The sequence below is a fragment of the Burkholderia sp. PU8-34 genome (assembly GCF_053427725.1).
Window position 1 is genome coordinate 233135 of sequence record NZ_JBSAXC010000007.1, and the last position, 12662, is coordinate 245796.

A 12662-nucleotide genomic window follows, 5' to 3' on the forward strand; every position below is an offset into this window, starting at 1 on the left:
AGAAACGCGGCGGCCACCTTGCCGTTCGATCAACCCGCCATCACTGATCGGCAGCAACCGGCAAGCATGTCACTGATGGATATCGCCCACTGACCAGGAGCAATCATGGGATACGTCACAACGAAAGATGGTGTCGACATCTTCTACAAGGACTGGGGTCCGCGCGACGCACAGGTCATCTTCTTTCATCATGGGTGGCCGCTCAGCGCCGACGACTGGGACGCCCAGATGCTCTTCTTCCTGGCGCAAGGCTTCCGCGTCATCGCGCACGACCGTCGCGGCCACGGGCGATCCAGCCAGGTGTGGGACGGCCATGACATGGATCACTATGCCGACGACGTCGCCGCGGTCGTCAATCATCTCGGCGTGCAGGGCGCCGTCCATGTCGGCCATTCCACCGGCGGTGGCGAAGTCATCCACTACGTCGCCCGTCATGGGGAAGACCGCGTCTCCAAGGCCGTGCTGATCAGCGCCGTTCCGCCGCTGATGGTCAAGACCGACAGCAACCCGGGCGGCCTTCCCAAGGAGGTGTTCGACAACCTCCAGGCCCAGCTCGCGGCGAACCGGGCGCAGTTTTATTACGACGTTCCGGCAGGCCCCTTCTACGGCTACAACCGCGCCGGCGCGACGCCGTCGCAAGGCGTCATCTGGAACTGGTGGCGGCAGGGCATGATGGGGAGCGCCAAGGCCCACTACGACGGCATCGTCGCCTTCTCGCAGACCGACTTCACCGAAGACCTGAAGAGCACCACGATTCCCGTCCTCGTGATGCATGGTGACGACGATCAGATCGTCCCTTACGCCGATTCCGGCCTGCTGTCGGCGAAGCTGGCCAGGAACAGCACGCTGAAGACCTATGCGGGCTTCCCGCATGGCATGCCCACCTCCAACGCCGAAACGATCAACGCCGATTTGCTCGCGTTTATCCGCAGTTGAGCGCGACGGATGCCAACGGCCGCCCCGCTGGCATCCGACTCCGCTGCCGGCCCGGCCTTCAGTCTGCAATCGCAGGCTGAAGGCGGTCCGCTACCCGTCGGATCGAGTCCCGGCCAATCCATATGAATCGGCGCTCGACTCAGCGTTCGTGATAGATCGCCAGCCAGATGGTTTGCTCTTCTGCATGCGTCCACGCGACGCGATGCCGGCAGTGCGGCTCGATCAGCACGTAGTCGCCGGGACGCAGTTCGAGCCGCGTCGCGTCCTCTTCGAACTCGAGCGCGGCCGCACCCGACAGCAGCAGGACCCATTCAGCGCGCGAGTCGTCATACCAGAACCCCTCGGGGCTCGCGTGTCCCATCGACACGATCCGCTCCACGTTCAGGCGCGCTCCCGTGACGAGCATGTCGATCCGCTCGTCGTCGCCGCGCTTCCCGTCGAAGCTGAACAGGTTACCGGTTTGAAGTTGCATGGCTCGACCTCACGTCAACCGTCGTGTGAAGGCGGTCGTCTCAATGGTGCCGGGGAAATGTTCACTGTAGTCCGGGAGCCGCCATTGCAGCGGACTTATTTCCAACGCCGGAAACGGGACGGCAACGGAGGCGGAATCGCGCATGCGAACTGAAAGCTGCCAAGCGTAGTATTCGCCGACCAAACGTCACGCGCCGCGCCGCCACACAGCATGGGACACCATGCAACGGCTCGGGCAACACGGTACCGACATTGCTGCTCGTACACTGACGCCGGCACGGCTGGCGCAATTTCAGAGGCACCACATGGAAACATACGTCTTGCTGGGCTGCGGATTCGGCCTTGGCTTCCTGATTGCGATCTGGGGAATCTGGAAGCTCAAGTAAGCCGCGAATCATTGCAGCGCATACCCCGCCTGCCAAACACACGCCAGACCAGCCGGCACCGGCGACAACGACGCTCGCGCCGCGCAGCGCGGCGCCCTTCATGGAGAATGATGGAAGTCACGGTGGACAAGCGTCTCCGCATTGCCACGATCGACTTCATGCATTGACGAACTCGTCACCAGCCACTCTGTCGAAGTAACGTAGCTGGAGTTCATTTCGTGACGCCGCTTTACGCTACCGTTGTGCTGGTCGTGCTCGCTGCCGGCTGCTCGTCAGTGCCCGCCAGCAAGCAAGACGCCCAGCAGATCCCGCCCGAGACCCATACATGCGTCCCGCGAGGCAGCCACTGTGCGACGCGCGCGGCCACCACGTCGAAACCGACCGTGCTCAGCGTCGGCGCCAGCGACCCCGATACGCAATTGATTCTGCCGTGGTTTCTCACCGACATCATCAACGCAGTCAACACGCATCAATCTGCCAGTGACTTCCTGCGCACGATAAGAAGCGGCTTCTGACCCTCCTCTTTCCGCCGGCCAGCGCAAATCCGGGATTCATTCGCAGTGCGCTTACTCGGTCGGCAAAGCGGCCGGAACACGCATCCGGTACAACGAAACAGCCTGTATCGCGAGCGTGCAGAGGATCGCAGTGCCGTATGCGGCAAGCATGTTTGTCCGCGTCAGCATCATGCTCAGCACATAGAAGAACGAAGCAAAGCCCACCAGTCCCGCGGCCATGCCGCGTATCAATTGCTGCGCGGCCGCATGACCGCTCATGCGGTGAGCGAACACCGCAAGAATGATCGCCATGAACGGGAACGACGCGAGCACGCCGCTCGCTTCGGGTCCGACATAAGGCGCGATCAACGTCACGCTGATCACGAGGCCGGCAATCAGCGCCATGCGCAACGGCAAATCCCACCAGGCCGGATCGAGCCGGCCGGTTCTGGCCGTGATGTTCGGGATGAGATTGAGCGCAAGCGCGACGGCCAGAATGGTGACGATGAACAGGCCGATTTCCGGTAGCACACACCATTGCAGAAAGCCGGCCACGACGGAAAACGCCGCGCACGCGCCCGCCAGGGCCACCGGCCATCCACGGGTCGCCAATCTGCAATAGGCGATGCAGAACGCCGCTTGCGCCGCCGTTGCGACCAGCGAACCCGCCGTCGCGTGCGCCGCAAACGCAGAGCCATGCTCCAGTGCCAGGAACACGGATATCGGCCCCGACGTGAGCGGCAGGCTCACCAGAAACCCGCCAACCGCTTCGCCCCAGCGGCGAGCGGCCATCGTTGCAGTCAACAGCAGGAGCGGCGTAACGAGAAGTTTGAAAAGAACAAGAATCATGATCAGCGAAACGACACGAAAACCGATAACTTCGAAGGGCGCGCAGCGCATCGCAACCTCGAGCACGAGCGCAATTCCGGCGACAGCGACGTGCCGCTGCCGATGCGATCGAGCGCCACTCCCATGCATCCCGGCCAACGGCGCCCCGCGGCTACGGACAGATATTGACGACGCCCCCGTTGCCTGACAAACCATTTGTCGTCATATAATGCGTGAGCAAAACTCACACATGTCCCGACCGTGTTCGACCGGCTCCCCCCTCTGCAAACGCTGCGCGCCTTCGAAGCAACCGGACGGTTATTGAGCATGACGCTGGCGGCGGCGGAGCTGCACGTCACGCATGGCGCGGTGAGCCGGCATATCAAGACGCTCGAAAGCCATCTTGGCGTCGCGCTGTTCCAGCGCCTGACCCGGCGGATCGCCCTGACCGAAGCCGGCGCCGAGTTCCTGCTTGCCGTGACCCGCGTGCTTGCCGAGCTGACGAAGGAATCGGAACGCCTGCGTGCGCACGACAACATTGCGCGCCTGAAGATCAACGCGAGCGTTTCCTTTGCGAACAAGTGGCTCGCGCCGCGCCTGCATCGGCTGAAGGCACTGCATCCTGAACTCGACATCCATCTCGATGTGACCGATACGTATGTCGACCTGAACGACGGCGACGCGGATGTGGCGATACGCTACGGCAGCGGCCGCTATCCGCGCGTTCTCGCCGAGCGGGTTCTGGAAGAGACGGTGACTCCGGTTTGCAGTCCTGCCTATCTGGCGAAGATGGGTGGCATGTCGTCCGTGGCAAGCGTTGCCGCCTGTACCCTGCTGCACGAGGACGGCATGCTGGCCAACTGGGAGCAATGGTTTGCGCTGGCCGGCGTGGCTGGCGTGCGCAGCGATCGCGGTCCGGCCTACAGTCACGGCAGCCTCGCCATCGAGGCTGCGATCCGCGGCGAAGGCGTGGCGCTGGGACGCAGCGTGATCGTCGCGGACGACATTGCCGCCGGGCGCCTGGTTGCGCCCTTCCCCCAGGTTCGCCTGAAGGCCGAGCGCGGCCACGATCTCGTCTATCGCATCGGCAGCCGGGACGACCCGAAGGTGTGCGCGTTGCGCGACTGGCTCGCCGATGAAATCCGGCAGTTTCTCGCGCGGGCAGGTTGATCGCCAGGCACCCCTTCAGCGCCGTGTGCCAAGCGCCGGCGGCGAGCGGCGCTTTCTGTTCCCGGCCACGCGTGCGGCATGGGCGTCCGCATGTGCGCGGATCGTGTCGATCAATGCGCGCAGCCCGGCGGGCACATGGCGCCGGCCCGGATAGTACAGGCACAACCCGTCCAGCGCCGGGGTCCAGTCTTCAAGCACCCGCACCAGCGTGCCGGCCTCCAGATCCCCTTTGACGTGCCATTCGGCCAAATAGGCAAGACCCAGCCCCGCGCGCGCCGCCGCAAGCATCAGGCCCGCGTCGTTCAGCGTCATGGCACCGTCGCCATCGATGCGCAGCGTCTCGCCGTGTCGTTCGAATTCCCACTGGTAGATGGCCCCGCTCGGCATCCGGCTGCGAATGCATCGATGTGCGGCGAGATCCGCGGGTGTGCGCGGACGCGCGTGCCGCTCAAAATACGCCGGACTGCCGACCACCGCAAAGCGCTGCCTGTCACCGAACGGCACGGCAATCATGTCTTGCGGCACGGATTCCATCAGACGAATGCCCGCGTCGAATCCTTCGACCACGATATCGATCAGCCGCCCCTCGGTGACGATGTCGAGCTTCATCTCGGGGTAGCGCTCCAGAAACGCGATGAAGACCGGCATCACCTGATTCGCTGCCCCCACCGATGTATTGATGCGCAACGTGCCCGACGGCGTGTCGCGGAAGCTGCCGGCCTGCTCGAATGCGGCCTGAATGGTCGACAGGGCTGGCGCGATGCTGCGCACGAACTGGTCTCCCGCCTCGGAGAGCGACACGCTGCGGGTCGTCCGGTTGAACAGGCGCACACCGATGCGCGCTTCGAGCGCCGCGACCGCATGACTCAGTGCGGACGTCGACACGCTCAATTCGGTCGCCGCCGCGCGGAAGCTGCGATGTCGCGCAACGGCCAGAACGGCTTCCAGTTCGCCAAGTCCGGAGGTCTTCATTGTCCCATTCTGCTCAACAAGTCATCCCCGATTGTACGGCTAGTCAGTTCAATAACGACGGCCTATCTTGCGTGAACGACAACGCATCTTTGGACAGACCATGCAGACCATCGACCAGATCTACATCGACGGCGCGTTCGTGACGCCGCACGGCAACGAGCGCTTCGATCTTTTCAATCCGTCGACCGAGCAGGTGATCGGCCGCGTACGGCTTGCCGACGCCGACGACGCGCGCGCCGCGATCGCGGCGGCCAAGCGCGCATTCCCGGCGTTCTCGCGCACGGACAAGCGCGAGCGCGTGGAGATGCTGCGGCTCATGCATGCGGCCGTCGCGGCAAAAGAGGATGAACTTTTCGAAGCGATCATCGACGAATACGGCGCCCCCGTGTCGCGCGGCCGCTGGATGGCCCGCCACGCGAGCGACGTGCTGCTGGAAGCGGCGAACACCCTCGAGCAGTATTCGTTCGTCCGCCGCGCCGGGTCAGCCGACGTGGTGATGCATCCGCTCGGCGTGGCCGGGCTGATCACGCCGTGGAACAGCGATGCGGGCTTCATCTGCGGCAAGCTTGCGGCAGCGCTCGCCGCGGGCTGCACGGCCGTGATCAAGCCGAGCGAGATGAGCGCGATCCAGACGCGCGTGATCACCGAGGCGCTGCACGAAGCGGGGCTTCCGGCCGGGGTGTTCAATATCGTGACCGGGCGCGGCGACACGGTCGGCGCGGAGATCTGTTCGCACCCCGACGTCGCAAAGCTGTCGTTTACGGGATCGACGGCCGTCGGCAAGACGATTCTGCGCACGGCGGCAGACACGCTCAAGCGTGTGACGCTGGAACTCGGCGGCAAGTCGCCGATGATCGTGCTCGACGACGCCGATTTCGACGCAGCCGTGCCGCTCGCGCTCGAGGCCGGCTTCATGAACAGCGGACAGGCGTGCATCGCCGGCACGCGCATTCTGGTGCCGCAGGCGAGGCTTGCGGAATTCGAGGAGAAAATCGCCGCCGCGGTGGCGGATTACCCGTCCGGCGACCCGCGTGACCCGCGCACGCGCATCGGCCCGATGGTGAGCCAGAAGCAATGGGACCGCGTGCAGCGCTACATCCGCATCGGTGTCGACGAAGGCGCACGCCTGATTGCCGGTGGCGGCGGACGTCCGGATGGCGTCGACGCGGGCTGGTTCGTGCGTCCGACCGTGTTCAGCGACGTGCGCAACGACATGACCATCGCGCGCGACGAAATATTCGGACCGGTGCTGTCGATCATTGCCTACCGCGACACCGACGAAGCGATCGCAATCGCCAACGATACGCGCTACGGCCTGCAGGCTTACGTCTGCTCGTCCGATGCCCGGCGCGCCAGCGCGGTAGCGTCGCAGATCGAAGCGGGACGCGTGCTCGTCAACACGCTCGCGCACGAACCCGCGGCGCCCTTCGGCGGGTTCAAGCAATCGGGCATCGGCCGCGAATACGGTACGTTCGGGCTCGAGGCGTTTCTCGAACCGAAGGCGCTGCTGGGTGCGGTGTGATCGGCCCGGCCCGACGCGGACCAGACAGCAGAACCATGGGCAACGCCCCGACGCAGCAGTCACTGGCGCTACGGCTCCGTTCTCCGTCCGAAGGCGGAGGTGTCGTTCGACCCGGACGGTCGCGTGGGCGCCCTGGTCATTGACGGAGATCAGGGCGTCCAGCGATAAACCGTGATGCTCGAACCCTTGACGTTGTTCTTCGTGACCACGTACTCACCCGTCGATCGACGATATGCCCTGATGCCGTACATCGAATCGAGCGCGCTGCTGGCGTCCACGGTCGTGCTGCTGGTGTTGACCAGCGTGGTGTCGAGGTTGCCGGTCGCGAGATTGAAAGCGTCGACGTTCGGCTTGGCCTGCCCGCTGCTGCTGAACCAGTAGCCGACGAACAGGTGGTTGCCGGCCGCGTCGATCGACTTGGCACCGGAGCTGGCGAGATTGATCACCGGATTCGGTACGGTGGTATTGCCCGCGCTCCAGCCGTGATACACCTCGATCCGCGTGCCGACCGCCGTCCAGTCGGTACTCCCGACGATGCCCTGCGCGAGAATCATCGTGTCGCTGTCCGCGAGGTAGATGATGCGCGTCAGCGGCTGGATGCTCTGCGGAATGCGGATGGGGATGCCGGGCCCCCACGTCGGCTTGCCGCTCGCGTCGAAGCCGGTCAGCGGGTAGTGGTAGATCGAACCGGTTTTGTCGAGGCCGGCCCACACGCCTCCGTTGCTGTCGATGCAGAATCCGTTCATGACCCGCTGGGTCGCATTGAACGCAGGCCCTGGAATCGATGCATCCGGAATCGCGATGTAGCCGTTCGCCGCGTTGAAATGGAAAAAGTAGAAGATCGCCGGGTTCTGGCCGGACGCCACGAGGATCCGGTTCGCGCCAACGGCAACGAGTTGCCCGAAATGCTCGTCGCGCTGCGGGTCGTTCACGTTGATGCGCGGATCCGACGGATAGGTGAACGGATCGACGGTGTTCGCGACGAACGTGCCGCCGGCGCTGCCGGTGTAGATGTTGGTGCCGCCATAGAACAACGTGCCATCCGTGGCCGGGTCCGGCGCGGCGACGCCCTCGAAGTTGACGGACTGGAGCACCCACCGCAGGTTGCCGGCACCGTCGTATGCGTGAATGTCGGTGCCGCCGTCGCGGCCGAGATCCCACCCGCCGCCCCACGGGTTGTTGAGCACATAGAGGTTGCCGGCGGTGTCCTTGCCGATGCCGGCGACGCGGGTGAAGCGCTTCGCGCCCACCTGCCCCTTGATTCCCGTCGTGGTGTCGAGATAACCGCCCCGAACGCCGAACGTGCCGGCCAGCGCCGGCGTGCCCGACAGCGTGTAGCGCTTGATGTTCATGTCGGGCCCCTCGTCCCCGGCCACGAGCTGCTTCGATGACGCATCGAAATACAGCGCCGACGGCTGCGACCCGCCGGGCATCCGGATGGTGTTCAGCAGCGCGCCGCTCGGACTGAACCCGACGATCGTCCCCGCACGCTTCTGGGCGACCCACACGTTGCCGGCGCCATCTACGGCGAGCGCGCCCGGGCCCGACACGTTGATGTCGCGCTGCCAGACACCATCGGTCGTGTAGATCCGGACGCGATTGCCGTAAAAGTCGCTCGCATAGAGGAGCGAGCCCGCGGTGGCGAGTCCGGTAACGACGTCGACCCGAAGCTGGTCGGTCGACGCGGTGACCTGAATGAAACGATCGCGCATCCGGGTGGTGCGGTTGTATCGCCCCACTGCACCGCTTCCGTACGACTTGTTGTATTGGAGCGCCGCGAAAATCGATGTGGCATTGCCTGTAATGGCGCTGCCCTGGAATTCACCGTGAACGCCGATCGAGCCGGCGCTGCGGCCGTTCTGGTAGATGGCGACGCCGCCCTCATATTCGTCCCACATGGAGGCCGTATAGATGACGCCTTCAGGCGCGACCCACATGGAACGCGCGGTATTGCCCACGTGGGCGGCGAGGGTGCCATAGGTGTTCGCCAGCCAGTCGGTGGAGTTATACGCCTGACAGGCCGGCGCAATCGTCGCGATCGCTGCGGCGAAAAGCGCAGCCCGAATTCGTTTTTTTTCTGTCATGACTGATGCTCTCCTGAATGCCGCAATCATTCACGTGAATGGTTGGCCAGCCGGATTTCCTGAAATCCGTGATGAGTGAACTCTTCCTCGAGACCATTCAGCGCAGTCGATATGACGTCCAGCGTAACGCCGATACGTTGCAGGACGATGATGACTGCTTTAACGCAATACGAATAGCGGGCAATTCGCACCACCGATTTTTTTTCGATTTATTTTCGATTTACGCCGGCGCCTCGTACGTTTCAATGAGTTCCTTGCGGTCAAAAGTACCTTCTCCGGAATGCATCGCGCGGGTCGCGAGTCATTCCTGTCCGTCCAACACCAGCCTCATTGTTCGCAACGCCGGCGCCGAATGCAGTCATGCGGCGAGATTGACCTGCGCAGCCCACAGACGTTAGGATCGTTGTCATGCTCGCTCAAACCCGACTCCCCGCTTCGCTGGTCCGCGCATGTTGTCAGAACGTGCCAGGGGGAAGATGCGTCTAGCGATCTAGCGATGCATTCGATCAATTGCCTACTGGCCGCCCGTTGCAAAACCGGCGGCCTTTTTGTTTTGGCCCGACACGTTCATGACGGAGAAACCCGATGCCGCTTGCGCTGCATGACACCTGGTCGCGTACCGTGCGCCCGTTCACGCCGATTCACGCCGGTCGGGTCGGCATGTACTGCTGCGGCCCGACCGTCTACGACCACGCGCACATCGGCAATCTGAGAACCTACGTGTTCGAAGACATCCTGCGTCGCGCGTTGATGCGCAACGGCTACGACGTGCGGCACGTCGTCAATATCACCGACGTGGGTCATCTGACTTCCGATGCCGATGAAGGCGAAGACAAGATGGAAAAAGGCAGCCGGCGGACCGGAGAATCGGCGTGGGCCATCGCCCGGCGCTACACCGACGCGTTCGTCGCCGACTGGCGCGCCCTCAACCTGCTGGAGCCGACGGTATGGTGCCGTGCGACCGATCACATCGCCGAGCAGATCGCGTTCATCGGCGAGCTGGAACGCGCCGGCTACGTGTATCGGATCGATGACGGCATCTATTTCGATACGAGCAGGCAGGACGATTACGGCTTTCTGGCACGGCTCGATCCTGCCGGCCTGCAGGCGGGCAAGCGCGTCGCAGTCGGCGCCAAGAAAAACCCGACGGATTTTGCGTTATGGAAGTTCAGTCCGGCGGACGTCACGCGGCAGATGGAATGGGATAGCCCATGGGGGCGCGGATTCCCCGGCTGGCATATCGAGTGCTCGGCCATGTCGGCCAAATACCTCGGCATCTGGTTCGACATCCACTGCGGCGGCGAAGACCACATCGCCGTGCACCACAGCAACGAGATTGCGCAGACCCAGGCGGCTCACGGCACGCGGCTCGCGAACTTCTGGATGCATGGGCACTTTCTGACGCTCGATGCCGACACGAAGATGTCGAAATCGAGTGGCGATTTCATTCGTCTGGTGACCTTGCAGACGCGCAACATCGAACCGCTCGCCTACCGTTACCTGTGCCTGACGGCCCATTACCGGAGCAAGCTGCATTTCAGCTGGGCGTCTGTCGAGGCCGCGCAGACAGCGTTGAACAGGCTGCGACAGCTCTATTCCGGATGGCCCGAAGGAGGCCGCGTCGATCCGGATTTCGCCGCGCGATTCGATGCTGAAGTGGATGCCGACCTGAATCTTCCGAGGGCGCTGGCCGTGCTTTGGGAACTCGCCAAAAGCCATCTTCCACCGGCAACCTTGAGAGCGACGGTGGACCGCTTCGATCAAGTGCTGGGCCTTGGGTTGCACGACTGGATGCCGGTTGCCTCCGACATTCCGGACAGCATCCGGGCGTTACTCGGCGAGCGCGAGCGGGCCAGAGCGGCCAAGGACTGGGCAAAGGCCGACGAGATACGGGAGACGTTGAACGCGCGAGGCTGGCGAGTCGAGGACAGCAAGGAAGGACAACGCGTGGTCGGAATCAATACGACTCCGGTCGATACCGGGAAGGCGTGACCGTTGCTTTGGCGCATAACCGGGTGCGCGGCCTGCGCCTGCTCGACTGGCGTCGTTGATCGAGCCATTCACCAAACGACTCGAGTGTTTGGCAAGGCTGCCTTGAGCTCATCGACGTTGCTGGCCATCGTGCCATAGAGAACGAGCTCTCGCAGTCCGGTCAGGCCTTTCAGGACTTCGACGTTCTGGACCGGCGTGTTGGCGAGATAGAGTTCTTGCAGACCGGTCAGCCCCTTTAACGCATCGATGTTCCGAACCCTGGTGCGAAAGAGATTGAGCATCTGGAGGCCCGTCAGCCCACTCAGCGCATCGATGTTGTCGACCCTGGTGTCGGCGAGATTGAGTCTTCTCAGGCCCGTCAGGCCCTTCAGCGCATCGATGTTCGTGACTTGCGTGCGCGCAAGCACGAGCGTTTCCAGCCGGACCAAGCCCCGCGTCGCAGCGACGTTCTCGACTTTGGAGCCGTCGAGCACGAGCGTGGTCAGCGCGGGCATTTCCGTCAGCAAATCGATGTTCCGGACTGGCGTGTTTGCCAGATAGAGTGCCTGCAGATCATGCAGCGTCTTCAACGCATCGATGCGCTCGACTCGGGTCTCGTTAAGGTCGAGCGTCGTCAGCGTGGTGAGCCGGCCGAGCGGCTCGATGTCGCGGACATTCCTGGCACCGCCCAGCTTGAGCGTTTCCAGATGAGGCAATTTCTCGAGCGCGTCGAGGTCGCGCACCTGCGTGTCCCGAAGGTCGAGTTGCCGCAGATTCGTCAGGTCCTTCAACGCATCGAGATTCGAGACCCGGGTCTCCCAGAGATTGAGCGATTGCAGGCCGGTCAATCCTTTTAGCGCATCGACGTTCTCGACTTTGGTGCGATGAAGTACAAGATTCCTGAGGGAACGCGTGCCCTTCAGCGCATCGATGTTCCAGACCGGCGTGCCCGTGAGGTCGAGCGATTCCAGGCGATCCAGTCCGTTCAGCGAGTCGATGCTATCGACCTCGGTGTCTGCCAGACTCAGCTCGAGCCTCAGGCCGAGCTTTCTCAGATGTGGCATCGCAGCCGCGACCTGCGCCGTCGTCGTTTCCGGCTTTGCCCGCAACGCCAGGCACCCTGAATCGGGTGCGATACCTGAACCTTCGCTGTCGTTGCAGGTGCCCCTGGAAAATCCCAGGTCGGTCAGCGCCCGTTCATCCGATTTTTCCCGCAATGGGCTCAAGACCGCCAGCAAGCTCGCGAGCAGAAGGCCGATGCCGCCGACGATGGCCCATGGCCTGGCGCGGTGCCAACCTGATGTGCGCAAGCCTTCAGCAGCCGGCTTCGGGTTCGAAGGTGGGGTTTCGGCCACGCCGGCCTCCGCTTGTCCAAGGTTGCCTCCTTTATACACGAACAGCGAGGCCGTCCTGCGATGAAGTCGCCTACAGGGCGCGCAACACGGCCAGGTTGTCGTAGAGGTGGCGCAAGCGAGACTCACATGAAATCCACGTCGTGAACCCGTCACCCGTCAACCCTGCGTTACGCATGACCAATTCTTCGGTTTATGTTCGCATTCCGGTTTCGTTCCCGGTGCCCGTCGCCGAATGACTGCCGGTGTTCGCGCGCTGGGTCGGCGCGCCGACGCCGCCGGGCGTCAGGGTGGACGACGCGCTGAATTCGGCTGACGAAGAAGCGGTCTATTACTCCATACGCGGCTGACCGGCGCTTCAAATGACAGCGCCAAGGCAATGCTCGGATACACGCCCAAGCCGCTTCTGTGGAAGCGAATCGCAGCCTGGATAGCGATTACATGTGAGCACCAGGTAGACGTCATCTGTATCTACT

At 63.4% G+C, this 12662-nt stretch carries 11 protein-coding genes; 5 read left to right on the plus strand and 6 right to left on the minus strand.

Annotation, left to right across the window (positions count from 1 at the left end):
* Positions 1–105: 105 nt before the first annotated feature.
* Entirely contained in the window at positions 106–936 is an 831-nt protein-coding gene (locus ACV22Z_RS19040) for an alpha/beta fold hydrolase (RefSeq protein WP_448077836.1), read from the plus strand.
* A 139-nt stretch (positions 937–1075) separates the two neighbouring features.
* Here ACV22Z_RS19040 and ACV22Z_RS19045 read toward each other — a convergent pair whose 3' ends face one another.
* Entirely contained in the window at positions 1076–1408 is a 333-nt protein-coding gene (locus ACV22Z_RS19045; protein WP_448077837.1) for a cupin domain-containing protein, read from the minus strand.
* A 603-nt stretch (positions 1409–2011) separates the two neighbouring features.
* On the opposite strand from ACV22Z_RS19045, the gene ACV22Z_RS19050 reads away from it, so the two are divergent.
* Positions 2012–2308, plus strand: a complete 297-nt coding sequence (locus tag ACV22Z_RS19050; protein ID WP_448077838.1) for a hypothetical protein — start codon at positions 2012–2014, stop codon at positions 2306–2308.
* A gap of 51 nt (positions 2309–2359) precedes the next feature.
* Here the strand turns inward: ACV22Z_RS19050 and ACV22Z_RS19055 are convergent, their stop codons facing one another.
* Positions 2360–3202 (minus strand): hypothetical protein, encoded by an 843-nt coding sequence (locus ACV22Z_RS19055; protein WP_448077839.1) that lies wholly within the window; start codon positions 3200–3202, stop codon positions 2360–2362.
* Between the two features lie 174 nt (positions 3203–3376).
* Between ACV22Z_RS19055 and gcvA the strand changes: the two genes are divergently transcribed.
* Positions 3377–4285, plus strand: a complete 909-nt coding sequence (gene gcvA / locus ACV22Z_RS19060) for a transcriptional regulator GcvA (RefSeq protein ID WP_448077840.1) — start codon at positions 3377–3379, stop codon at positions 4283–4285.
* A gap of 15 nt (positions 4286–4300) precedes the next feature.
* Here gcvA and ACV22Z_RS19065 read toward each other — a convergent pair whose 3' ends face one another.
* Positions 4301–5257 (minus strand): LysR family transcriptional regulator, encoded by a 957-nt coding sequence (locus ACV22Z_RS19065; RefSeq protein WP_448077841.1) that lies wholly within the window; start codon positions 5255–5257, stop codon positions 4301–4303.
* 100 nt (positions 5258–5357) lie between these two features.
* Between ACV22Z_RS19065 and ACV22Z_RS19070 the strand changes: the two genes are divergently transcribed.
* Entirely contained in the window at positions 5358–6779 is a 1422-nt protein-coding gene (locus ACV22Z_RS19070) for an aldehyde dehydrogenase family protein (RefSeq protein ID WP_448077842.1), read from the plus strand.
* A gap of 149 nt (positions 6780–6928) precedes the next feature.
* Here the strand turns inward: ACV22Z_RS19070 and ACV22Z_RS19075 are convergent, their stop codons facing one another.
* Both ACV22Z_RS19075 and ACV22Z_RS19080 read right to left on the minus strand, forming a co-directional pair.
* Positions 6929–8863: an SMP-30/gluconolactonase/LRE family protein gene (locus ACV22Z_RS19075; RefSeq protein WP_448077843.1), complete on the minus strand. Its 1935-nt coding sequence runs from the start codon at positions 8861–8863 to the stop codon at positions 6929–6931.
* Between the two features lie 26 nt (positions 8864–8889).
* Positions 8890–9057 (minus strand): hypothetical protein, encoded by a 168-nt coding sequence (locus ACV22Z_RS19080; protein WP_448077844.1) that lies wholly within the window; start codon positions 9055–9057, stop codon positions 8890–8892.
* Positions 9058–9448: 391 nt separating this feature from the next.
* Here ACV22Z_RS19080 and cysS point away from each other — a divergent pair, with 391 nt between their 5' ends.
* Positions 9449–10855 (plus strand): cysteine--tRNA ligase, encoded by a 1407-nt coding sequence (gene cysS / locus ACV22Z_RS19085; RefSeq protein WP_448077845.1) that lies wholly within the window; start codon positions 9449–9451, stop codon positions 10853–10855.
* A gap of 68 nt (positions 10856–10923) precedes the next feature.
* Here the strand turns inward: cysS and ACV22Z_RS19090 are convergent, their stop codons facing one another.
* Entirely contained in the window at positions 10924–12189 is a 1266-nt protein-coding gene (locus ACV22Z_RS19090; protein ID WP_448077846.1) for a leucine-rich repeat domain-containing protein, read from the minus strand.
* Positions 12190–12662: the final 473 nt, after the last annotated feature.

Coding starts and splice junctions, on each gene's coding strand:
- ACV22Z_RS19040 (WP_448077836.1), top strand. CDS start 106: ATGGGATACGTCACAACGAAAGATGGTGTCGACATCTTCTACAAGGAC.
- ACV22Z_RS19045 (WP_448077837.1), bottom strand. CDS start 1,408: ATGCAACTTCAAACCGGTAACCTGTTCAGCTTCGACGGGAAGCGCGGC.
- ACV22Z_RS19065 (WP_448077841.1), bottom strand. CDS start 5,257: ATGAAGACCTCCGGACTTGGCGAACTGGAAGCCGTTCTGGCCGTTGCG.
- ACV22Z_RS19070 (WP_448077842.1), top strand. CDS start 5,358: ATGCAGACCATCGACCAGATCTACATCGACGGCGCGTTCGTGACGCCG.
- ACV22Z_RS19075 (WP_448077843.1), bottom strand. CDS start 8,863: ATGACAGAAAAAAAACGAATTCGGGCTGCGCTTTTCGCCGCAGCGATC.
- cysS (WP_448077845.1), top strand. CDS start 9,449: ATGCCGCTTGCGCTGCATGACACCTGGTCGCGTACCGTGCGCCCGTTC.